The following is a 23,049-nucleotide window of genomic DNA, read 5'->3' on the forward strand; positions in this document are numbered from 1 at the left end:
AAACAGGAAGAGCTTGTCTGAAGTGGTAGTGTCCACTTTATTCAACAGGGGTCAGTAGTATAAGTGTTGCAAGCATTATGTAGGACAATCTCTACTACACTTTAAAGATTGCGAGCATGGAATGTTACAAAAAGAGATGAGTGGCAGTGACGCAAAGCAAGACAAACTATATGCTGAATTAACTTCTGTTAAGAAAAGCCTTGAGGATTTAGAGCTTGCAGGCCAAGCGATTACAGAAGGCATTTGGGTGTTGCATATGGTGAATGGTGACCCTGACCATAAAGACAGCAAAATTGAATGGTCTAAGCAATTTAGAGTGCTGTTAGGGCATGAACGAGTCGATGATTTTCCTAATGGCTGGGATAGTTGGCTGAATGCGATTCATGATGAAGATAAGCAACGTGCATTAGATGCTTTTAGCGCTCATTTGAGTGATGCGAGTGGAAATACTCCTTATAACGTTGAGTACCGATTGAAGACCGCAAGTCGTGGTTATGTTTGGTTTCGTGAACGTGCTATCACCGCTCGTAATCCATCAGGTGTGGCGTTGCGTTCTGCAGGTGCAATTAGAGATATTAGCGATGAGAGAACCGCTAAAGAGCTCCATCAGCTGAATGTTGTTCGCAATGAAGAGAACATGCGAAAAATATTAAGTGTGGCTGATACGATTAATCAAATCGCTATGCAAATTAATATTCTAGCCATTAATGCTGCGATTGAAGCCGCTCGCGCAGGGGAGGCGGGCAGAGGTTTTGCCGTGGTAGCCACTGAAGTGCGTAAGCTCTCAGAACGAACGACTCAGGCGATGAACGAAATACGTTCTATGGCAAATAAATAAGCTAACTATTTCGCAAGCTGACATTCAAACGCTACCAGCGTTAGTTGCAGCAAGACCGCTGGTCTAGTGTTTCAATCAAGCGGCAATGTTCTGCCGTGTTGCTCTGGCAAGCGACTAGGTGTATTTGGCACAGGTGCCGCTTGGCCAGATTTGTTAGTGGCAATCATCATGGCGAGTCTTGCATTACACTCAGCATGGAGTGTCATTACTCGTATTGAGTTGTCTGACTAATAATCAGGCTTGGTTTTGTTTGATGGCTAATACTGCTTGGTTACGCAAAGTGCGCAACAGGCCTAGGTTCTTGGATGTTTCGTCAAAGGCATTGGCGGTTTGCATATCGGCATAAAAACAACCAACAGCTTTTTTGTTAACCATCACAGGTAATAGTAAAAAGCTTTTTGCTGAAGAAATCTTTTTGTACCATTGAGGTATTTTAGAGGCGATTGCATCTGCATCTGTATCTTCAATCACGATGTCAGCACCAGAGTCAACGGCTAGATGAAAAACATCGGGGGTGAAGTGTAGCGGGAATTTAAAGTCTAGTAATAAAGTGTCAGCATCTTGACCATAACCAGATCGGGCTTGCATTACGTTGGTTTTAACATCGCGCACTAGCATTAACACCCGATTACAACCCATGCCTCGATACATGGTTTCTAATATCATTTGTAATACATCATTCAGTTTATAGTCACTTACTAGTGTATTAATGACATCTTGTATGCCCGCCTGCAGAATTGATTCGGAGTCTAATTTCTCACTTGATTCTGATAAATCCACAGAATCTAAAACGCTAGTCTCCTTAGATAATTCAACGTCATTCTGTAATGTTTGGTTTTGCTCTTTCTGTGCATTATTTGTATATTCAGATACGCGTTTTAGGAGTGGACTTTGTTTGGTCGCTATATTGAGTATCCTAGCTCGAATAGACATTTCCTGTAAGCTTTGCTCCAGCGTTTCTTGCAGTAGTTTTTCATCTACACGCATGGCATTTTTATATTTTTTTACAAGTTGCTGAATCGCTTTATTTTTATCTTCGGCGCCAATGCTAGAGACAATTGCAGTGAGCTCACTTGCTAAATTGACGGTAATATTAAGTTGATCCAGCTCATTGGATGCACTGCCGACTTTATCATGCGGTAGCCCTTGCATGCCATGTAGTAAACGCGTTGGAAAGTTCCAGCTTTTAGCTACGCCACTGCCTAACTCATCATAGCTAATACCCAGCACCGTGAATGATGCGTGTTTGGGGGGTATGCCCTCAGAAATCAGTTGATTGATTTTTTGACTTTCATCAAAAAAATAAAAAGTAGTGAGCAGTTGGCCTAAGTGCTGAAAAATGCCGCAAATCATCGCCTCTTCATGATTGCGCATATTCAAGTTAAGTGTGAGTTGTCTGGCAGTAAGCCCAGCAAAAAATGACGAAATTACTTGGTCTGTAAGCTGCGTCGCTTGTGATTTATTTTGTAGAAAATCTATTAAAATTAATGTGGTAGCAATGTCTCTTACGACATCAAACCCAAGAATAACTACCGCTTTAGAAATGGTACTAATTTTCCCACCAAACTGACCATAAGAAACTGTATTAACAATCTTAAGCAGCTTATTAGTGAGTGAGAAGTCTTGCAGAATGATTTTAGTGAGGCTTTGCGTGGACGAGTGATCCGAGCTAACTGCATTGTTGATTTCGCTGATGGTGGTGGAAAGTGCAGGAAAATCCTCATTGCTACGCATGCGACGTAGCAGTGATTCAAGTGCGACAGTGTTTGTTGCGTTCGTTTGAGCCATCATTGAGATAGTAGCAAGCAATTAAAAGTTATAAATGGCTTTGCGTTAAGTATGAGTAAGTAGTTAATTAAAGATTATATGCTAAAAGGCTACTTACATTTTTATGTATGGGAAATGATTTAGCTGTGTAGTTTTTGTTGTAACTGTCGGCTGGATGAATAATATTTAGAGACCATTATGACTCTATTCATAGTGGTTAGATGCCCTCGAGATTGTCGATGATAAGCAAAAACTTAGGCACTAGGATTAACAAAAGATGGGCATCCTCGACATCCTTTATATGTCTCGTATGAGACGGCATTGCAAAAATTTATGACCCAAATGCAAATCTATGACCCAAAGAAAAAGGCTCACATCGCTGTGAGCCTTGCTATATGGTGCGCCCGAAGAGGTTCCAACTCCTTACCCCTTGGTTCGTAGGACGACTCTCTAAATAATTAATATTTAAAATCAGTTACTTATGGTGCCTGCAAATTTCATTTTAACTATGTTTAGCCACAATATCAGTCAGTTAGCCTGTATTTTGTGACGATTTCCCTACAGTCCATAAATTTTTATTGATTGTTAATTAGTTCACGTTGTCGATTTAAGCAACGTTTTATACGCTCTTTTAATGGTGTACTTGCGCCAAAATGTTCAGCAATTGCTATTAATTCTCTAAGTGCTATTTCCTGTATAGAGTGAATAATATTTTCTGCATCTTCTTTTTTAAATCCAAAGTAGGGCGCTGCCTCGGTGGCTAAGCGAAGGCTCGATACATTATTGCCTGCAAAGATGGCTAATTCTTGGTAACCAAGGTTTTGAAGTTGCATCACAATGTCAAAGGCGGGGGCTAGTCGATATTGACCATCACCGACGTGCAGCATGCCATGATTCTTAACGTGGTCATCAGTATTATCCACGATTAGATTAAATACTAACCTTCTATATAGTTGATCTAAATCGTGTGTTGGATTACTTGAAATTTTTCGAATTACTTGCGCAAACTCGACATAACTACCACCATTGCTTTCATAAGACACGTTAAGCAAAGCAGATGCAGAAAGATAATGAATACGACGCTCATTATCTATATTCCCTACCCGATCAAAACGGGAAACTAAAATCACGTGGCCGCTTTGAATACTTTCAAGTCGAGAAGGTGAAACTTCAATACCACAAAGCGCTGCAAGTTTTAATAAACATATCTCAAGTAGTTCAACATCATGGTCGTCAGCAAGAGCAGGAAACTTGGCAATCCATCTTCTATTTTCATGAATAAAAGTCGCCTTTGGTCTTGCGCCTCCCAGTGTGCCGCCGCGTTGAAGTAATCGACGCATTTCTGGGGGTATATCCATTGCCAGCTCTAGCATTTTTATGGCATCGGACATTTCTTCAAGTTCAAGCAGGTTGGTCTCAGCTTGATCTACCTCGATTGGAAGCGATTCGCTAAATACCATTGCCCCAACACGGTCAGCATTAGTCATTAATAGCGCATCAATGTCATCCAGTGTGCGGCCATATTGAGCTTCAAGCACTCTTCGTCCCCAACTGTCGGGTAGCGCATCACGAAAAGTCAGTGGCAATGCGCCACCATCACGCAAGCGGCGTTCAGGTAGCGCCATAGCTGAGTTGCTTAATGGCATGTGTTCATTGTTAAGCGGAATTGCAGCAGGTGAAGCCAAGTATTGCTTGCCATAGGCATACTCACCAGATTCAACCACACCTCTGCGTACAAGTTTAAGCAGACAGACGGGAGTAACGACTTGGTGAGGCTCTGTGGCTAAGCCAACATATACTTTACGATCAGAAGTCACGCTCATCCTCACCTATGGTGCCTGCTATAGATTTATTTTTAGATTTTCTAACACGAGCAGTCGCATTTGTTTGTAAAGGAACAGGTGCAACAGAATCTAGTGAGTCAATCTGCCCAAATAACCATAAGGCGTTTGCAATAATGCCGATACTTGCGCTTGGTTTACCAGCCTCAATCGCTCGGTAAGTATTTTGAGAACAGAAAAGACGCTCAGCCATCTCTTTGACAGTCCAACTCTGCGCAATGCGATTTGCACGTATTCTTTGACCGAGTTTTTCTAGGGACTTAAGGGTCTCAGGGGGTGTGCTTACAATTGAACCTGAATGCTTTGACATCAATATAATGAACCTTAAGTAAATTAAGATTCATTATATTGAGTTTTTATGAAAATTCAAGTATTTTTATATTGTATTATTCTAAGTCAAAAAGATAAATTAGATTGTCACATTACATCAATTCAACCCCCCCCCTCTTTTATTTAGTTACTAACTGGCATTATTTTTTGTTATTAGTAGCTAATCTAATTGTTACTAACTGAGCTTGTACAGTTTCAGTGTTTCTGAAATGAAATAATTCAGTGGGTCAAAATCAGACTTCAATATTTCGACAGCAAGTTAATTGTATAACCCTTTTCTTGCATCTGTAGAAGTAAACAAAAAAGGCCTACAGCAATTAAACTGTAAGCCTTTGATTTGATTGGTGCGCCCGAAGAGATTCGAACTCCTGACCCCTTGGTTCGTAGCCAAGTACTCTATCCAGCTGAGCTACGGGCGCATGCGCGGCATTATACTTTATGCTGCGTGTTTCTAAAAGAACTATATGATAATTTTAATAGAAATATAACTTGGCGGAGAGCTAGGGATTCGAACCCTAGATACAGGGTTAAGCCCGTATGCTTCCTTAGCAGGGAAGTGCCTTCGACCACTCGGCCAGCTCTCCGTTTTCTTACGCTTTTCAATTAAACTTTCTTAATTGAGGCGCGATAATACTTGATTCACGCCTAAAAATCAATGATAAATCGGTGACTAAATTTACTATTTTTTAAGCTGCCTCTAATTCAAAAGCTTTATGTAATACGCGTACAGCTAGCTCTAGGTATTTTTCATCAACAACGACTGCAATTTTAATTTCTGAAGTCGAAATCATTTGTATGTTGATGCCTTCTTCTGCCAATGTGCGGAACATTTGGCTAGCGATGCCCACGTGTGAGCGCATGCCAACGCCAACGACTGAAACTTTGGCGATTTTGTCATCGCCGCTGATTTCACGTGCGCCGATATGGCCTTGTACTTTATCACGTAAAATATTTAATGCTTTGTTCATCTCGTTTTTATGCACAGTGAATGTGAAGTCAGTTGTGCCATCAGCGCCAGTATTTTGAATAATCATATCGACATCAATATTTGCATCAGCGATTGGGCCTAAGATTTGGTAAGCGATGCCTGGTTTGTCTGGCACGCCTAGTACCGTGATTTTGGCTTCGTCACGATTGAACGCAATGCCTGAAATGATGGGTTGTTCCATGTTTTCTTCTTCCTCAAATGTAATCAGTGTGCCGTCGCCTTCTTCTTCAAAACTGGAGAGCACACGTAGCTTAACTTTGTATTTTCCTGCGAATTCAACAGAGCGAATTTGCAGTACTTTTGAACCTTGGCTTGCTAATTCAAGCATTTCTTCAAAAGTGATTGATTTTAAACGGCGTGCTTCAGGCACCACTCGCGGGTCGGTGGTATAAACGCCGTCAACATCGGTGTAGATTTGGCATTCATCCGCGCCCAATGCCGCTGCTAACGCTACGCCAGTAGTGTCAGAACCGCCACGGCCTAGTGTGGTGATGTTGCCATTAGCATCTTCGCCTTGAAAACCGGCTACAACACACACATAGCCTGCATCTAAATCTGCTTTTAGCTTATCTTTGTCAATGTTGAGGATGCGTGCTTTCGTAAACGCATCATCCGTAAGAATTTTAACTTGGGCGCCTGTGTAGCTTTTTGCTTTTATGCCCAACTCTATTAGCGCCAGCGCTGTTAAGCCTATTGTGACTTGTTCGCCAGTGGAGATAATCATGTCCAATTCGCGTGGATCAGGCTCGGCCATCAGTTCTTTAGCTAAGCCAATCAGTTTATTGGTTTCACCAGACATCGCTGAAACCACCACTACAACTTGATGCCCCATTGCTTTATAACGCGCTACGCGTCGGGCAACATTGCGTATCCTCTCAGGATTCGCTACAGAAGTTCCACCGTATTTTTGTACAATTAATGCCATTTTTAGCTCTATATGTTAATTAATCAAAGGCTACTTGATTAAAGTTAGTTGAATTATAGTTTACTACTTACCCAGTCATTTACGCTGGCGAGTGCTTTAGGTAATTGACTAGCATCAGTACCGCCCGCCATTGCCATGTCTGGCTTACCGCCGCCTTTACCACCTACTTGTTGCGCTACAAAGTTAACGAGTTCGCCCGCTTTAATCTTAGCGATTAAATCAGGCGTAACACCTGCTGCCAAGCTTACTTTGCCATCGCTAACACTGGCTAAGACTATGGCTGCAGATTTTAGTTTATCTTTTAGTTTATCCATCGTTTCACGTAAGGTATTTGCATCGGCGCCTTCCAGCGTGACCGCTAATACTTTTACCCCTGAAATTTCAGTGGCTTGCGTAGCTAAGTCATCGCCTTGTGAAGAGGCTAATTTAGATTTCAAGCGCGCTAATTCTTTTTCCAATGATTTTGCATGGTCGCTTAATTGCACAACTTTGGTAGCAAGTTCGCTTGTTGGTGCTTTCAGGTCAGCTGAAAGTTGAGAAATCAGTGCTTGTTGAGCATTAATTAACTTTAGCGCACCATTGCCTGTTGCCGCCTCTAAGCGACGAACACCAGCGGCTACGCCACTTTCAGCATAAATTTTGAATAGCCCAATATCACCAGTGCGGCTCACATGCGTACCACCACATAACTCGGTGGTGCTACCAATATCTAATACGCGCACAATATCACCGTATTTCTCACCAAACAGCATCATTGCACCTGTTTTTTGTGCGGATTCAATATCCATTTCACGGGCTTGAGTTGCAGCGTTAGCTAGAATCTCAGCATTCACAATCGCCTCAACTTTGGCAATTTCATTATCGGTCATTGGTGCATTATGCAAGAAGTCAAAACGCGTTTTATCCGCATCAACCAACGAACCTTTTTGTTGTACATGCGTGCCTAATACTTCGCGGAGCGCTTTGTGCATCAAGTGGGTTGCTGAGTGATTGCGCATAATATTGGCGCGTGCAGCCAAGTCCACACTCGCTTTTAGGCTTTCACCTACACTTATTTTTCCAGTTTTTAAAATGCCATGATGACCAAAAACAGCTGCTTGGATTTTTTGCGTGTCTTCCACAGCAAAAATGCCATTTTCAGCTTTAAGTACACCGTTATCACCTACTTGACCACCAGATTCGGCATAGAAAGGCGTGTTATCTAATACCACAACGCCTTGCTCGCCTTCTGATAGCTGATTCACGGCTACACCATCTTTGTATAATGCCAAAATCATAGCGCTAGCTTCTAACGTTTGATAACCTTTAAAGTCGGTATTCGCACCACTGTATTCAAGATTGGTCGCCATTTTGAATTTACCAGCGGCACGCGCTTGTTCTTTTTGGCGTGTCATAGCAGCGTCGAAAGCGGCGCCATCTACATTTACGTCACGCTCACGACAAATATCAGCTGTTAAATCAAGCGGGAAACCGAAAGTGTCATGCAGTTTAAAAGCTAGGTCACCATTGAAAAGGCGATTGTTCGCTTTAGACATGGTTGCAAGCTCAGTTTCTAAAATCTCCATACCGTTTTCAATGGTTTCAAAGAAGCGGTCTTCTTCCAACTTCAACATATCCATAATGCGCGATTGATTCGCGACAAGCTCTGGGTATGCTTCACCCATTTGTTTAACCAAATCAGGCACAAGTTTGTAGAAGAATGCTGCGCGAGCACCTAATTTATAGCCATGGCGGATAGCACGGCGAATAATGCGGCGTAGCACATAGCCACGGCCTTCATTGCCTGGAATCACGCCATCTGCGATTAAGAAGCTACAAGCGCGGATATGGTCAGCGAGTACTTTAAGTGACGGAATGCTTAAATCTGTAGTATTGGTTTCACGCGCGGCGGCGCCGATTAAGCCTTGGAAAATATCGATTTCGTAGTTAGCATGCACATGCTGCAATACGGCTGAAATACGCTCCAACCCCATGCCTGTATCCACAGATGGTTTTGGTAGCGGGTGCATTACCCCCGCTTCATCGCGGTTGAACTGCATGAATACGTTGTTCCAGATTTCGATGAATCGGTCGCCGTCTTCATCAGGGCTGCCTGGAGGGCCGCCAAAATGGTGGTCGCCGTGGTCGTAGAAAATTTCGGTACACGGGCCGCATGGGCCAGTGTCACCCATCATCCAGAAGTTGTCTGATGCATAACGTGCGCCTTTGTTGTCACCAATACGAATAATACGCTCGGCGGGTACGCCGATTGTGTCATGCCAAATGTTGTAGGCTTCATCATCATCTGCATAAACGGTGACGGTGAGTTTTTCTTTTGGTAGTTTGAAGACTTCTGTTAATAGCTCCCAAGCGTAAGCAATAGCGTCATCTTTAAAGTAATCGCCAAAGCTAAAGTTACCTAACATTTCAAAAAATGTGTGGTGGCGCGCGGTGTAGCCTACATTTTCAAGGTCATTATGTTTGCCGCCAGCACGTACGCATTTTTGGCTACTGGTTGCGCGAGTGTATTGGCGTTTGTCAAAACCTAAAAACACGTCTTTAAATTGGTTCATCCCCGCGTTGGTGAATAGCAAGGTAGGGTCGCCATGAGGAACTAGCGAGCTAGATACGACGATTTGATGGCCTTTAGAGGCGAAAAAATCGAGAAACGCTTTGCGAATTTCGTTACTGCTTGGATTGTTACTTAGTTTAATTGTCATATTTTCAATAATTATTTTTTGTAGGAGGCACGCCCTCGTGCCGATATTGCTTTACGCATTGGTTGGTCGCGACGAGGGCGTCGCTCCTACACATCAGTCTCTTAAAGTTACATTCAACACTTTTTTAATCACATCAAAGCTAAAGCCACGGCTCTGTAAAAATCTAGCTTGTTTTGCCCAATCTTCGCGGCTGCTTGGCGTGGCCTTAAACTTTTTGCGACAAATTTCACGCGCAAAATCTAGCTCATTTATCTTTACTTCTTCAACTGCGCTAGCGATTAAATCATCCGCTACGCCTTTTTCTCGCAACTCATTAGCGATACGTGCGCTGCCAAATTTACTTTGTCTTGCATGCACCAGCTGTTCTGTGAATCTTGCATCTGAAAGCCAACCACGCTTTTTAAAGTCATCCAGAATGGCCGAAATCTGCTCAGATGCTGGGCTTTCATCAGACTCTTCAGCAAAGGGTTTTAATTTCTGGGTGAGCTCAAAGTATGAATACTCACGCTTACCCAGATAATCAAGCGCCCGTTGCCGTAAGCTTTTTGGTTTGAATTCGATTGCGTAGCCTCGTTACAAATTCAATGAATGCTTAATCTTCTTCAGAACGTACCGCAGGCATTGCATCGCTTAATGATTTCATATTGGCGCGGATTTTTGCATCAATTTCATTGGCAATGGCTGGGTTCGACCTGAGGTATTCGCGCGCATTGTCTTTACCTTGACCGATTTTTTCGCCGTTGTAGCTATACCAAGAGCCTGCTTTTTCAACCATTTTCAAGTTTGCGCCAAGCTCAATAATTTCGCCTTCACGTGAGATGCCTTCGCCATACAGAATATCGAATTCAGCTTGTTTGAACGGCGGCGCGACTTTGTTTTTAATTACTTTTACGCGTGTTTCAGAACCAATGACTTCATCACCTTTTTTAATCGCACCAGTACGACGAATATCTAAACGTACAGACGCGTAGAATTTAAGCGCATTACCACCAGTAGTGGTTTCTGGGTTACCGAACATCACGCCGATTTTCATACGGATTTGGTTGATGAAAATCACCATGGTATTCGTACGTTTGATGTTACCTGTGAGTTTACGCAAAGCTTGGCTCATCAAACGCGCTTGCAAGCCCATGTGTGAATCACCCATTTCGCCTTCAATTTCGGCACGTGGCGTTAAAGCTGCAACAGAGTCGATCACCACAATATCTACTGAGCCTGAACGCACCAACATATCTACGATTTCAAGTGCTTGCTCGCCAGTGTCTGGTTGAGAGATTAATAAATCAGGCACGTTTACGCCTAATTTTGCAGCATATTGTGGATCAAGTGCATGTTCCGCATCAATAAACGCTGCTACGCCGCCAGTTTTTTGCATTTGCGCAATCACTGAAAGCGTTAATGTCGTTTTACCTGATGATTCTGGACCGTAAATTTCAATCACTCGACCGCGTGGTAAACCGCCGATACCTAAGGCAATATCAAGGCCTAATGAACCCGTTGAAACTGCTTGAATATCATCACCAATGTCGCTATCACCCATGCGCATAATGGAGCCCTTACCAAATTGCTTTTCAATTTGTGCGAGTGCCGCGCTCAGTGCTTTGCTTTTATTATCGTCCATGTATCGCCTTTGAATTTTGTTGCTAAGTTAATCGCATGATTATTCCATAAATTTGCCCCTAAAGTAAGGCTCTAGTGGCTTTAGATTACGATTAAATATGAATTAAGTATTTGTAAATTATTGTTTTACTGATCAAGACCATGTATTAATTCTTGCAAATACATGAAACGCTTTAGCACAGCCAATTGTGCTTTGTGCGCTATGCAATGGCATAATGCTGCCTAGGGCGATTAACTAGAATTATCAAACTGAATAATTAAACTCTAAAAATAAATAAGGAAATTATTTTGCCTTCAATCTACGATTTAAAGCCACGATTCCAAGCTTTATTAAGACCTATCGTTAATGCCCTTGCTGGTGCTGGCGTCACTGCGAATCAAGTGACTATTTCGGCAGTAATTTTATCTTTTATTGGCGGGGCTTTAATTGCATGGCAGCCGCATGGTACTTGGCCTTTGCTGGTTTTGCCTTTGATATTGTTTTTGCGCATGGGTTTAAATGCGATAGATGGCATGTTGGCGCGCGAGCATGCGCAACAATCAAAATTAGGTGCGATTTTGAATGAATTGGGCGATGTGATTGCTGATGCTGCACTTTATTTGCCTTTAGCTTTGCTCCCGCACATCTGCGCAAGCTTGGCGGTGTTGCTAGTATTACTGGCAACTATTAGCGAGATGATGGGAGTGGTTGCCGTGCAGATAGGCGCTACACGTCAATATCAAGGACCTATGGGTAAAAGTGACCGTGCGTTTTGGCTCGGCGCAATCGCTCTTGTCCTGGGTGTTGGTTTTCCAGTGGGCGCGTGGGTAAATTGGCTATTGATTGTGATGCTGTTGTTGTTAGTTGTCACGATTATGAATCGCGCTAAAGGCGCATTGAAAGAAACAGCTAAAGCGTAACATGCCGATTAATTTGCAGATTGCCTTGTGGGGAGTGGTTGCTGTGCTCATCATAGGCACGCTGATTATTTGGCTTAAACGCATCTTTCGCCCAAGTGTGGCTGACCATGAACTTGGCTTGCGCATGCGCTCTTGGTGGGTGATGGCAGGGCTGTTTGTTTTAGCGATGGCCTTAAACCGCACCCTTGGCGTCTTGTTTTTCGGGCTGGTGAGCTTTCTAGCACTCAAAGAATATTTCATTATTATTCCTAGCAGAAGCGCCGATAAACGCACGTTGTTATGGGCGTACCTCGCTATTCCGCTTCAGTATTTGTGGGTTTGGCTGGGTTGGTATGGCATGTTTATCATTTTCATTCCCGTTTATATGTTTTTACTATTGCCGCTTCGCATGCTGATAGAAGGCGAAACACAAGGCTTTCTAAGAGCGTCGAGCACGCTTCATTGGGGCTTGATGACAACGGTGTTTTCACTTTCACATGCGGCGTATTTACTTGCGTTGCCTGATCAAGTGAATCCCGCAGCAAATAGCGCTAGCATGCTCTTATTTTTGGTATTTCTCACGCAATTCAACGACATCATGCAGTATGTATGGGGTAAGTTAGTGGGTGGCATCAAAGTGATTCCCAAAGTTAGTCCGAATAAAACCTTAGGTGGTTTACTCGGAGGCGTCGCAACAACGACCTTGCTGTCATGGTTGTTAGCGCCATATTTAACGCCACTTGTTGGCTGGGAGCCGCTTGTCTCAGGCCTGTTGATTGGATTGACTGGTTTTATTGGCGATGTGAGTATTTCTGCGGTTAAACGCGATTTAGGCATCAAAGATACAGGCAGTCTGATTCCAGGTCACGGTGGTATTCTCGACCGTGTAGACAGTCTGACCTATACCGCGCCATTGTTTTTTCATTTTGTGTATTATCTGCACTACTGAGAAAGGCAAATTTCTAAATTTGCCTATTATAAAAAGGGAGTTAATCGTATGTTGAAGAAACTACTAGTCACCGCATGCTTGTTAATCAGTAGCACTAGCTTTGCTGCAACTGAAGAGCCTAACCATGCAATACATGAAGAGCTACGCAGCTTATTGCAAGGCGTAGAAACGGCGATTAATGCCGAGAAATATGGGGATTTAAAACAGTATTTTGATGAAAAATTAAAAATAACGACCATCAATCAAAATGTGATTTCTACGCCAGAGGGCATAGATGCTTACTTTAAAGACTGGTTTGGTAAAGGTGGCTATTTAAAGAAATTAGACATTAAGTTAATGCCAGATGCTTTAACGGAACTGTATGGTGATGCAGCAAACCCAAGCTGGGGCTTGGTTTATGGTAGTGGTGCAGAAAACTATCAACTAGTTGATGGCCGCAGTTTAGCTATGAAAACGCGTTGGACTGCCACGGTTGTAAAAGAGGCGGATGGAAAATGGCGTATTTTGGCATTGCATATAGGTACAAACTTTTATGACAATCCGATTTTTGCGGCAGTTAAAGATTCAACTAAATATTATGCGGCAGGTGGCTTAGTGCTAGGTTTGCTGTTGGGCGCACTTGGCATGGTGTTTTTTCGACCCAAAAAATCTTAATTTACTGTCATTCCCCCTATGCGGGAATGACGGATTTTTATAGTTTTACTCAAAACAACTTATCAAATTGATTTGTGTAACTTTCTAATTTTTAACTCAGTTTTATAAAGTGCTTGACACATAAAACTAAATAACTAATTATATAGTTATGTTGTGGTGTGTTTTAGTTTAAACCTCCTAAGTTAAATCCTAATAAATGGAACTCCTTATGATTAGAGCAGCAGAAGAGCATACTTTTACCGCGGTGGATGGTGCTGAGATTTTTTATCGTTATTGGCCGAGCCAGCAGCAGGGCGCTAATAAACGCGCAATCATTTTGTTCCATCGTGGGCATGAACACTCTGGTCGTCAGCAAGATGTGGTAGATGGTTTAAATATGCCGGAGTACGATTGTTTTGCTTGGGATGCACGTGGGTTAGGAAAGTCGCCTGGCGTACGTGGGTATGCCGATAATTTTGGCGTATTGGTAAAAGATGCCGATGTTTTTGCGCGACATATTTGCAGCACCTATGGCTTTAAAATAGAAGAAATTTCTGTGATCGCACAAAGTGTGGGAGGGGTGATTGCCGCTGCTTGGGTACATGATTACGCGCCAAATATCCGTAGTTTGGTATTGGCTTCACCAGCACTTAAGGTCAAGTTATACGTACCATTTGCGCGAGCTTCTCTAGCGTTAATCCAAGCTTTAGGGATTACAAAACTAGTGCCTGCAATCGCTTTTGTGAATTCTTATGTAAAAGCAAAGTGGTTAACGCACGATGAAAAGCGCATTGAATCGTATGAAAATGACCCGCTAATCACTCGCCCGATTGCCGTGAATATATTGCTGGAGCTTTACAGTACTGCTGAGCGTTTGGTCAAAGACGCTGCAGCCATTACCACGCCAACGCAGTTTTTAGTGTCGGGTAGTGATTGGGTGGTGCATCAACACCCAGTAAAAGATTTATATGAAAAACTAGGTGCTAGCACTAAGGAGTATCACGAATTTGAAGGCTTCTTTCACGATACATTAGGTGAAAAAGATCGCCATTTGCCATTAACAAAGGCGCGTGAATTTATAGAGAAGCAATATTTAACGCCAGTTGTACAGCCAGATTTAATTAAAGCGGATATTACAGGTTACACGTTTGATGAAGCCGAGCAACTTAAAAAACCTTTAGCCATTTTCAGTCTAAAAAATCTGTATTTTGCAGTCACTCGAGCAAACATTCGATTTGGCAGCAATATGTCTCATGGCCTAAAACTAGGCGTGGATACTGGCTTTGATTCAGGTAGTACGCTGGATTATGTTTACGAAAATAAAGCCCGAAGCAGAACTTTTGTTGGCGGTGCCTTAGGTGAAATTATCGATCGTACTTATCTGAATGCCATTGGTTGGCGAGGTATTAGAGTCCGCAAAGTGCATAACGAAGCTATGTTGGCTAAAGCCGCAACGATGTTGCGAGCAGCACAGAAGCCAGTGCGCATGATGGACATTGCCGCTGGGCATGGCCGTTATGTCTTAGATGCAGCGCTTGCCGTAAAAGCTGACCATGTATTAATGCGCGATTATAGCGAACTGAATGTGACCGCTGGTCGAGCAATGATTAAGCAACATGGTTTAGAGAGTATTGCTCAGTTTGAATTGGCTGATGCGTTTGATGCGGCTTCTATTGCCGCGGTTACACCTAAGCCAACTTTGGCGATTGTGTCTGGCTTATATGAATTATTTCCTGAAAACGCCTTAATACAAACCTCATTAAAGGGTATTCATGCAGCTTTAGAGGCGGATGGATATTTGGTGTATACCAACCAGCCATGGCATCCACAGCTAGAGCTAATTGCTCGCACGCTGACTAGCCACCGTCAAAACAAAGCGTGGGTGATGCGCCGCCGCACGCAATGTGAAATGGATCAGTTGGTTGCTGCTGCCGGATTTGAAAAGATTGACCAATGGTCAGACACTTGGGGAATATTTAGTGTCTCTCTAGCAAAACGTTGCTAAAGTTTATGCAAGTAAATAAACCCGCAATCTTAAAACCGCCTATCTTGTGGAAGCGCGGCGCCATTTGGCTCGCGCTTCTCGGGCCATTTTTCTTTTTAAGTTATGGTTGGCTGAATTACTACACAAGTGGTCGCACAGATGTTGGCATCATGGTGGAGGCATGGGAGCATCAACTACCTTTTGTGCCTTGGTTAATGCTGCCATATATGTCGATTGATGCGTTTTATGCAGCCTCGCTATTTTTATTTCGTAAACGTAGTGCGCTAGATAGGCATGCACTCAGGCTTTTGCTAGCTACGATAATTTCTCTGATTGGTTTTCTGTTGTATCCTTTGCAATTCTCGTTTGAAGTACCTAAAGTCGATGGTTTTAATGGCATGCTACAAGGGATGTTGCTAGGTTTCGATAAACCTTACAATCAAGCACCCTCTCTACATATTAGCTTGCTAATTGTGCTGTGGCAGCTTTATGCAAAGCGACTGCAAGGTTTGATGAAAGCTGTCTTGAATGTTTGGTTTTTTGCTATAGCAACTTCTGTTCTGCTGGTTTATCAGCACCATTTTATTGATGTTTGGACAGGCGCGTTGGTGGGGGTGATTTGTATTTATCTGATTCCAGATAAACCTTTCTCATGGCGGTGGAATAAACCTACTGCACAAATGAAGAAAATTGCTTTTAGATACGGAGTTTCTGCAACAGGCATGGCCTTAGCTGCTTTTCTTGCAAGTGAGGCATCCACTTTACTTACCGTAATTTTTATTTGGACTGCGGTTTCATTATCATTGGTGACAATAGCTTATTTGGGATTTGAACAGCAGGTGTTTCAGAGAAATGTATTCACTCAAAGGCGTGGTTGCCTGCGCTGGCCAGCACAGCTATTGCTCGCGCCCTATTTGTTTCTAAGCTGGTGTAGTTATCGTATGTATACCAAACGTCGCTTTTTACCCAATAAAATTCACGGCAATGTCTGGCTTGGCGCCTTTCCACGTGTTGCTGTGGCAAAGTTAGGCATTGATTGGGTTGGCGTGTTGGATTTAACCAACGAGTTTTCAGCGCCCACGCTTAAAGCGCCAAAGCAAAAATATCTACCAGTATTAGATTTAACAGCGCCTAAGCCAAAAACATTAGTCCGTGCAGTGCGATGGTTAGATAATACGCAACAGCAAGGGGATGTATTAGTGCATTGTGCATTGGGGTTGTCACGCAGTAGCAGCGTAGTGGTTTGCTGGCTAGTTTGGCGCGGACATGCATCGGATATTAAAAACGCTATTAAAATAGTAGATGCAGCAAGGGCTGGAATAGTTTTAAGTGAAGAGTATGAGGGTAATATTGCTAAGGCCTTGATACAGTTGAATTTGAAGGCGAATTTGTAATGACTGATTTGGATAACGCCGAGCTCGCTACTCAACCAAAATCATACACAAAAATTGTGACCATACTTGCATTGCTAAAGTCGTTTAAGCTTATTGAGTTATTGGCAATAGTGAACAACTTGGTAGCAATAGTCTTTGCTACATTAGCATATTCATGGCAGCAAAAACTACTCGAGGTGTTGGTGTTAGGTGTCGGTCTGTTGGTCATGTATTTCACTATTAGAATTCGTATTGATGTTAATTTGTTTAATCATTGGAGCAAGCTAGATATAGCCGAATTGGATGAGATTCTTACTATGTTAAATCCAGCTCATCAATCAGGAAGAACACTCACCATGCGAGTAATGGGAAGTTATAGCCTGTTTAAGCGGGGCGCAATACTGTGGGCAGGGCAAAGTATTCTAATAATACTTTTGGTGTATTTGGCTACTTGAGATTATCGCTATTGCACCATTAAAAATGCAATCAAAACTGCGATTAAATATAAGCCATGCACCGCGAGCCAGCTAAGCCAAACTTTTGATTCATGACGACTAAGCGCCTTGAAGGCTGCAAACACTCCAAATAAACATATGCCAGCAGCTACTAAAATGCCATGTACAAAACAATCTAATCCCCAAGTGCCGCAGCCTGATTGTCCCAAACCATGATTAGTAAGCAAAGCCCCAATGCAGGCTAAGGCTAATAGGCTGATGCTAATTTTGTTCCAAAAAGCAGGCGCTTGTGTTTTATTTAGTACTTGCATGGTGTAATTCGCGGCGTTTTGTTAATGAGGTTGATAGGCTTCAAATGTCACTACTTTTTTAGGATTAGCTTTAGTGATGTGCAATTTATTTTCCGCAAACTCATCATTACTATTCGTTAGATCTGCAAAGTTAAATGATTGAAAGGTGTGCTTATGGAAAATCCAGTCTTTTAATTTTACGTCGTATTTGAATGTGACAAAATCATTCCAGTGCTCACCGCAAGCTACGCTATTTTGTACGGTAAAGAACTTATTTTTAATGACTAAACCATCCATGCCATCTTCAAACGGGTCACATTGACCACCTTGGTCTATAGCAAATACCACATCATCATTCTTTTTTGCTATTGAAAATGTTTTGTTCTGATTTTGAATGAAAATATATAGTGGCCGTGGTGAGCTTACTCCTGTTTTCTTAAATATAGCCTCTTCATTTTTTATATGAGTAACAACCAAATAGTCAGTGAGATTGTCATCGTTGAGTTCCCCACCTAAAGACGACATGACTTCATAACTCTTAGGTAGTTGCGTTAAGATGTCTTTGGGTAGCGCTTGGGCATAAGCAACCGAAGTGGTCAATAGCAGAGAGAAGATAAAAAGGGTTTGTAAGTGTTTCATAAAGAAAAGTTACCAATTTAAGCAAGTATTAGTTTACTACTTATTATGCTGTAAATAATACCTGAGCCTACTTGAGGCCACGGTTATGCAAGCACAATGTCAACCATCCGTAAGTTAATACGTTTCTTAAGGTACACAACAACTGCTTTGTGACTGGAGAAGAAAATGAAATTATTACGTACAGCTGTCATTGCTTTAACCATTGGAGTGGCTTCTATATCCACTGCATCTGCGCGAGATTCTTTTAGTTTAGGTGTCAATATCGGCGGGTATGGGTATGCACCACCCGTAGCTTATTATCCTGCGCCGCCTGTGGTCTATTACAGTCAGCCTACTTATTACCGCTCAGCGCCACCCGTTTATTATCAGCCTGTAGTGTCATATCGATATTACAATGATGGACGTCGCGATTATGATGGAGGTTGGGGTCGCGAAGGCCGTGAACATCACGGTTGGGGTCGTGGCGATGGCGATAGAGGTAACTGGGGTCACGGAGGTCACGACGACGGACATCATGGCGGTCACCGCTAGATTTTAAGGTGCTAATCGATACCGTTTAATCTGTTAACAAGTCCGACCATTAACTCGATGGCGGCTTGTTGACGAACTTCTTGACGGTTGCCCGTAAAGTATTTGGTGGTCATGGAGCTTGCTTTGTTTATTTCAGCCCAAGCAAAGCAAACAGTGCCAACTGGCTTTTCAGACGTGCCACCATCGGGGCCCGCAATGCCCGTAATGCTACCAGTGATTTGTGCATGGCTGTTCTTTAACGCACCGACAGCCATCTCAATAGCAGTTTGCTCGCTCACTGCGCCAAATTTTTCTAAAGTATGGCTAGAGACTCCTAACATCTCAACTTTTGCTTGGTTGCTGTAAGTCACAAAACCACGGTCAAACCAAGCTGAACTTCCAGCGATACTCGTAATAGCTTGAGCCACCATCCCACCTGTGCAAGATTCCGCTAAAGCAAGCGTATAGCCTCGTGCCTTAAGTGCTGCACCAAGTTCGGCGGCTAAGTTTGATAAAGCATCATCCATGCGCAACTGCCCATAGCAAGCCCTGCAATGCAATAATGGCGTAGATTGCAGCGAGTAAATCATCAAACATTACACCAAAACCATTTTTGAGTTTGGCATCAAATTGCCTGATTGGAAATGGCTTCCAAATGTCAAATAATCTAAACAGTATAAAAGCCACAAGCCACCACTGCCATTGGTTTGGCGTGAAAGCAAGCACTAACATCATCGCCACAATTTCATCCCAAACAATACCACCATGATCTGATACGCCAAGCGCTTTGCCCGTGACATCGCAAAAGTAAATACCGATTAAAAATAAAGCAGAGATGATGCTTAATTTCAGTGCCAAACTAAATGGTGCGATAAGAAAATACAAAGGCAAGCCGACAACTGTGCCAAATGTCCCCGGCGCTTTTTTAGCCAAGCCGCTGCCAAATCCCAGCGCAAAGAAGTGCGCGGGGTGTTGAAGTAGAAATTTAAGGCTGGGTGTCGTCATAATTGAATATTTAAAATATGTAAGTTGGGTGTAGGTTGTTGCTGGGTAAAGCGAAGCACAATCTATGCGTGCTTGGCTAAAGTTTCATTTATTCCGCCGCACGTTTATTGGAGCTTGCTGGATCAACATTAATCGACTTGGTGTTGCGTAATCTTGATGCCTCAGTCTCGAGCCTAGCTGCTAACGAGTCAAGTGATTTTTGTTGCATACAATCTTGTTCAATAACATTTTTAACTTCTAATGACGATCCGCGGTGGCGATACACCTCTTTAATTAAATTTGGCGCATATTTATTTTTTTCCAACTGTGCATCCATTGTCACCCCAACTTCTCTATCCCCGCTGATATATTTAGAAGCTTCACCGCGTGCTTTGCAATCGCTATCAACTTTTAAAGGTATTTGATTATCCGTATTTTGGCTAACAGTAGTATCGTCTTTCTTTTTGGTTTTGATTAACGGTTTGTTCGTTGAAGCACCGCTAGCCGCAGCGCCTTGGCAAGGTACGTCTTGATACGCGCTACCACAACGGTATAGATTGCCAGCGTCTGCCAACTGAATATTCGCCATTAATAAGCTAAATAAAGTTAGTAAACTAATTAAATTTCTTATTGTTGTTTTCATTGCTAATACCTTATAGATAATAATTATTTTTTGATGTAGCACCAGTAGGTAGTGTGGGCAGATTTCTGCCCACGCGGATGTTGTACTCTATAAAGTTGTAACGCGTGGGCAACGAGTTGCCCACCCTACAAACCTACGCAAAATGGTCATAACCCGTTTTCCCGATTGAAATTGGTTTGTTTTCGTTGTCAAGTACAATTAAGCAAGCACCCTCATGAATACTGCCTATTAGGCTGATTGGCAAATTTAAATCGCTAGCAATTTTTTCGATTGCGTTTCTGCTACCTTGCGGCGCAGTAAAGCATAGCTCGTAGTCGTCACCGCCCGCTAGCAAATATTGCTGTATTTGTTTTTCATGTTGATGTTGCTTGGTAAATATTGAGCAGGGCAGTTTGTTTAAATAAATAGCTCCACCAAGGTTGTGGGCTTTTAGAATATGTCCTAAATCTGACAAAAGTCCGTCAGAAATATCAATTGCGCTGTGCGCAATTTCAAGCAGGTTTAAGCCTAAGGCAAGGCGCGGCTGGGGTTGGTGCAGCGCATTTAAACAATACTCAAGGTAGTGATCAGCCAAGGTAAAGTGCGGTTGTAGTTTGTTTTGTAAATGCGCTAGGCCGATGGCTGCATCACCAAGAGAGCCTGTTACCCATATATCATCGCCCACCTTCGCGCCGTCGCGGCGTAAGGCTTTGCCAATCGGAACTTCACCCATGATTTGCACGCTGATGGTGAGTGAGCCGCGCGTAGTGTCACCGCCGATTAAGTCAACGTTAAAGCTGTCGGCACAGGCAAAAAAGCCGCGCGAGAATTCGGCTAACCATGATTCATTAATATCAGGCAGCGCAATCGCCAAGGTCGCCCATTTAGCATTCGCTCCCATTGCAGCCATGTCTGAAATATTCACCGCGAGTGATTTCCAGCCTAGCTGATAAGCGTCACAATCTGCAAAAAAGTGAGTGCCCGCTACCAGCATGTCGGCTGAAATGGCAAGCTCCATTCCAGCTGACAGGCTAATCAATGCTGCATCGTCACCCACGCCGAGTTTGGTATTACGCGTTGGGCGGGTAAAGTATTGTTTGATTAAATTAAACTCAGGAGTCATTAAATTTAAATTCTAATGTGACTACTTTGAACTACTTGAAGGCGCATTAAAGAAAGGAATTGGCGCGCTGGCATACACAGCAGACGGTAACTGACCATCCCATTTTGCAGCTTTGGTTTGCTCCACTTCAATGCGACGCAGTTCCAGTACATCTTTATTTTGAGCTAAAGCAGCATTTTGTACTTTCAAAGCATCGGCCTGTGCGGTGGCTAATTTCAATATCTGATACGCTTCACCATCTGCTTGTGCCTTTAACGCACTGGCTTCAGCCTCGGCAATGGCAACCTTTTGCTTTTGCTCAGACTCAACCGTTTTAAGTTTATTTTCTGCACCAAGGCGTAATTGTTCCTGTGTTACTTTAGCGCTAATCGCCGCCATGTAGTCTTGTGAGAACGAGAAGTTGCGCATATCAACGTTAATCACTTGTGCGCCATATACTTCTAATTTTTTACGCAGCGCATCTAAAATATCACTAGAAACTAAAGAGCGTTTACCGATTAAATCTGGCGCGGTGTATCTGGCCGTCACCGCTTTAAATACTTCTTGCGTTGCAGTTTGCACGTAAGACTGCAAATTACCATCGTGGCTATACTTCTCAAACACTTCCGCGACTTTATCGGGTTTGATGCTATATCGCACCGTTAGGCTTACGCGCACGGGTTGTGTGTCACTGGTGCTGCCATCTGCATTTTCAACTGCAGCTTCTTCAGCACGTATATTGAAAATGCTTAAAGTCTGCCAAGGTGCAACCAGCATGAAGCCTTCGCTTTCAATACCTTTGATTGCGCCACCTACAGTAACAACGCCGCGGCTACCCGTAGGCACGCTGCGGAGCGGCCATAACCAAGTGAGTAAAACCACCACAATGACACCTATGACGATATATTTAATCGACGACTGTACTGAAGGATTATTTTCCATGTGGTTCTCTTTTATTTTTTGTAAAAAATGATTGATTGGTGTTTTAGGATTCATGTTGTATCAATGAGGTGAGTTTTTTAACGCAGCTATTTGATTGCAGATTTTGGTCGAAATGCTTTTACTAGAGACTCGTTAGTTTCAATGTAAGGCGCGCCAATCAAATCTAAGCAGTAAGGCACTGCGGCAAATATGCCGTGTACTTTAGTGTTGCCATCTTCATCTTTTAGGCCTTCTAGCGTCTGTGCGATGGCTTTGGGCTGACCCGGTAAGTTGATGATTAAGCATTGTTTGCGAATTACGGCAACTTGACGTGACAATATCGCGGTAGGCACAAAATTTAAACTGATTTGACGCATTTGCTCACCAAAACCAGGCATTTCTTTATCAGCAACAGCTAATGTTGCCTCTGGTGTAACATCACGTAAGGCCGGACCTGTGCCGCCTGTGGTTAAAATTAAGCTACAACCTTCACTATCAACCAAGTCTATGAGGGTAGATTCAATTTCATCTTGCTCATCAGCAATCAATCGTGCAATCATTTGGTAAGGCTTTGCTAATGCGCTATCAAGCCAGTTTTTGAGTGTTGGTAGGCCTAAGTCTTCATACACGCCGCTGCTTGCGCGGTCACTGATGGAAACTAAACCAATTTTAATGAATTCTTTTGTCATTAACGTGTCGT

General features: G+C 42.9%; 23 protein-coding genes and 2 tRNA genes. 8 read left to right on the plus strand and 17 right to left on the minus strand.

The window, feature by feature from the left end; genetic code table 11:
* Positions 1 to 121: 121 nt before the first annotated feature.
* Positions 122 to 838, plus strand: coding sequence for a methyl-accepting chemotaxis protein (locus tag PSU78_RS00915; RefSeq protein WP_300382882.1), 717 nt, complete (start codon positions 122 to 124; stop codon positions 836 to 838).
* A gap of 234 nt (positions 839 to 1,072) precedes the next feature.
* Here the strand turns inward: PSU78_RS00915 and PSU78_RS00920 are convergent, their stop codons facing one another.
* From PSU78_RS00920 to recA, 9 genes are all read right to left on the minus strand, one after another.
* Positions 1,073 to 2,629, minus strand: a complete 1,557-nt coding sequence (locus tag PSU78_RS00920; protein WP_300382885.1) for an HDOD domain-containing protein — start codon at positions 2,627 to 2,629, stop codon at positions 1,073 to 1,075.
* A gap of 551 nt (positions 2,630 to 3,180) precedes the next feature.
* The gene (locus PSU78_RS00925) at positions 3,181 to 4,422 is read right to left on the minus strand and encodes a type II toxin-antitoxin system HipA family toxin (RefSeq protein WP_300382888.1); all 1,242 of its coding nucleotides are present in this window, start codon (positions 4,420 to 4,422) and stop codon (positions 3,181 to 3,183) included.
* Positions 4,412 to 4,756 (minus strand): helix-turn-helix transcriptional regulator, encoded by a 345-nt coding sequence (locus tag PSU78_RS00930; RefSeq protein WP_300382891.1) that lies wholly within the window; start codon positions 4,754 to 4,756, stop codon positions 4,412 to 4,414. Before PSU78_RS00930 ends, PSU78_RS00925 begins: the two co-directional genes overlap by 11 nt.
* Before the next feature lie 362 nt (positions 4,757 to 5,118).
* Positions 5,119 to 5,195 (minus strand) — tRNA-Arg (locus tag PSU78_RS00935).
* Positions 5,196 to 5,266: 71 nt separating this feature from the next.
* Positions 5,267 to 5,360 (minus strand) — tRNA-Ser (locus PSU78_RS00940).
* Positions 5,361 to 5,462: 102 nt separating this feature from the next.
* Positions 5,463 to 6,689, minus strand: a complete 1,227-nt coding sequence (locus PSU78_RS00945) for an aspartate kinase (RefSeq protein WP_300382894.1) — start codon at positions 6,687 to 6,689, stop codon at positions 5,463 to 5,465.
* 53 nt (positions 6,690 to 6,742) lie between these two features.
* Positions 6,743 to 9,388: an alanine--tRNA ligase gene (gene alaS / locus PSU78_RS00950; RefSeq protein WP_300382897.1), complete on the minus strand. Its 2,646-nt coding sequence runs from the start codon at positions 9,386 to 9,388 to the stop codon at positions 6,743 to 6,745.
* 93 nt (positions 9,389 to 9,481) lie between these two features.
* Positions 9,482 to 9,949: a recombination regulator RecX gene (gene recX, locus PSU78_RS00955; protein WP_300383837.1), complete on the minus strand. Its 468-nt coding sequence runs from the start codon at positions 9,947 to 9,949 to the stop codon at positions 9,482 to 9,484.
* A 31-nt stretch (positions 9,950 to 9,980) separates the two neighbouring features.
* Positions 9,981 to 11,009, minus strand: a complete 1,029-nt coding sequence (gene recA / locus PSU78_RS00960; protein ID WP_300382899.1) for a recombinase RecA — start codon at positions 11,007 to 11,009, stop codon at positions 9,981 to 9,983.
* A gap of 287 nt (positions 11,010 to 11,296) precedes the next feature.
* Between recA and PSU78_RS00965 the strand changes: the two genes are divergently transcribed.
* The 6 genes from PSU78_RS00965 (at position 11,297) to PSU78_RS00990 (ending at position 17,281) form a co-directional block, all read left to right on the plus strand.
* Positions 11,297 to 11,908, plus strand: coding sequence for a CDP-alcohol phosphatidyltransferase family protein (locus PSU78_RS00965; RefSeq protein ID WP_300382902.1), 612 nt, complete (start codon positions 11,297 to 11,299; stop codon positions 11,906 to 11,908).
* A gap of 1 nt (position 11,909) precedes the next feature.
* Positions 11,910 to 12,836: a phosphatidate cytidylyltransferase gene (locus PSU78_RS00970; RefSeq protein WP_300382905.1), complete on the plus strand. Its 927-nt coding sequence runs from the start codon at positions 11,910 to 11,912 to the stop codon at positions 12,834 to 12,836.
* Between the two features lie 48 nt (positions 12,837 to 12,884).
* Positions 12,885 to 13,490: a DUF4440 domain-containing protein gene (locus tag PSU78_RS00975; RefSeq protein ID WP_300382908.1), complete on the plus strand. Its 606-nt coding sequence runs from the start codon at positions 12,885 to 12,887 to the stop codon at positions 13,488 to 13,490.
* A gap of 208 nt (positions 13,491 to 13,698) precedes the next feature.
* Positions 13,699 to 15,474, plus strand: a complete 1,776-nt coding sequence (locus tag PSU78_RS00980; RefSeq protein ID WP_300382911.1) for a bifunctional alpha/beta hydrolase/class I SAM-dependent methyltransferase — start codon at positions 13,699 to 13,701, stop codon at positions 15,472 to 15,474.
* Positions 15,475 to 15,479: 5 nt separating this feature from the next.
* On the plus strand, positions 15,480 to 16,847 hold the full coding sequence (locus PSU78_RS00985; protein ID WP_300382914.1) for a phosphatase PAP2/dual specificity phosphatase family protein: 1,368 nt from the start codon (positions 15,480 to 15,482) through the stop codon (positions 16,845 to 16,847).
* Positions 16,847 to 17,281 (plus strand): hypothetical protein, encoded by a 435-nt coding sequence (locus PSU78_RS00990; RefSeq protein ID WP_300382917.1) that lies wholly within the window; start codon positions 16,847 to 16,849, stop codon positions 17,279 to 17,281. The genes PSU78_RS00985 and PSU78_RS00990 overlap by 1 nt, the downstream gene beginning before the upstream one ends.
* An 8-nt stretch (positions 17,282 to 17,289) precedes the next feature.
* Here the strand turns inward: PSU78_RS00990 and PSU78_RS00995 are convergent, their stop codons facing one another.
* On the minus strand, positions 17,290 to 17,592 hold the full coding sequence (locus PSU78_RS00995; RefSeq protein ID WP_300382920.1) for a hypothetical protein: 303 nt from the start codon (positions 17,590 to 17,592) through the stop codon (positions 17,290 to 17,292).
* Between the two features lie 21 nt (positions 17,593 to 17,613).
* Positions 17,614 to 18,210: a hypothetical protein gene (locus tag PSU78_RS01000; protein WP_300382923.1), complete on the minus strand. Its 597-nt coding sequence runs from the start codon at positions 18,208 to 18,210 to the stop codon at positions 17,614 to 17,616.
* Between the two features lie 165 nt (positions 18,211 to 18,375).
* On the opposite strand from PSU78_RS01000, the gene PSU78_RS01005 reads away from it, so the two are divergent.
* Entirely contained in the window at positions 18,376 to 18,741 is a 366-nt protein-coding gene (locus PSU78_RS01005) for a hypothetical protein (RefSeq protein ID WP_300382926.1), read from the plus strand.
* Between the two features lie 11 nt (positions 18,742 to 18,752).
* On the opposite strand, the gene PSU78_RS01010 is transcribed toward PSU78_RS01005, so the two are convergent.
* The 6 genes from PSU78_RS01010 to mog all read right to left on the minus strand — a co-directional run bounded on the left by PSU78_RS01010 (position 18,753) and on the right by mog (position 23,038).
* Positions 18,753 to 19,247 (minus strand): CinA family protein, encoded by a 495-nt coding sequence (locus PSU78_RS01010; RefSeq protein ID WP_300382929.1) that lies wholly within the window; start codon positions 19,245 to 19,247, stop codon positions 18,753 to 18,755.
* Positions 19,240 to 19,725, minus strand: a complete 486-nt coding sequence (locus PSU78_RS01015) for a phosphatidylglycerophosphatase A (protein ID WP_300382931.1) — start codon at positions 19,723 to 19,725, stop codon at positions 19,240 to 19,242. Before PSU78_RS01015 ends, PSU78_RS01010 begins: the two co-directional genes overlap by 8 nt.
* An 88-nt stretch (positions 19,726 to 19,813) precedes the next feature.
* Positions 19,814 to 20,347 carry a hypothetical protein gene (locus tag PSU78_RS01020; protein ID WP_300382934.1) on the minus strand — a complete coding sequence of 178 codons (534 nt, stop codon included), beginning with the start codon at positions 20,345 to 20,347 and terminating at the stop codon, positions 19,814 to 19,816.
* 133 nt (positions 20,348 to 20,480) lie between these two features.
* Positions 20,481 to 21,449 carry a thiamine-phosphate kinase gene (thiL, locus tag PSU78_RS01025; protein WP_300382937.1) on the minus strand — a complete coding sequence of 323 codons (969 nt, stop codon included), beginning with the start codon at positions 21,447 to 21,449 and terminating at the stop codon, positions 20,481 to 20,483.
* Between the two features lie 21 nt (positions 21,450 to 21,470).
* Positions 21,471 to 22,370 (minus strand): SPFH domain-containing protein, encoded by a 900-nt coding sequence (locus PSU78_RS01030; RefSeq protein WP_300382940.1) that lies wholly within the window; start codon positions 22,368 to 22,370, stop codon positions 21,471 to 21,473.
* Positions 22,371 to 22,456: 86 nt separating this feature from the next.
* Positions 22,457 to 23,038 (minus strand): molybdopterin adenylyltransferase, encoded by a 582-nt coding sequence (gene mog / locus PSU78_RS01035; RefSeq protein ID WP_300382943.1) that lies wholly within the window; start codon positions 23,036 to 23,038, stop codon positions 22,457 to 22,459.
* Positions 23,039 to 23,049: the final 11 nt, after the last annotated feature.

Origin of the sequence: Methylotenera sp. (assembly GCF_029945705.1) — a bacterium.
Lineage (GTDB): Bacteria > Pseudomonadota > Gammaproteobacteria > Burkholderiales > Methylophilaceae > Methylotenera.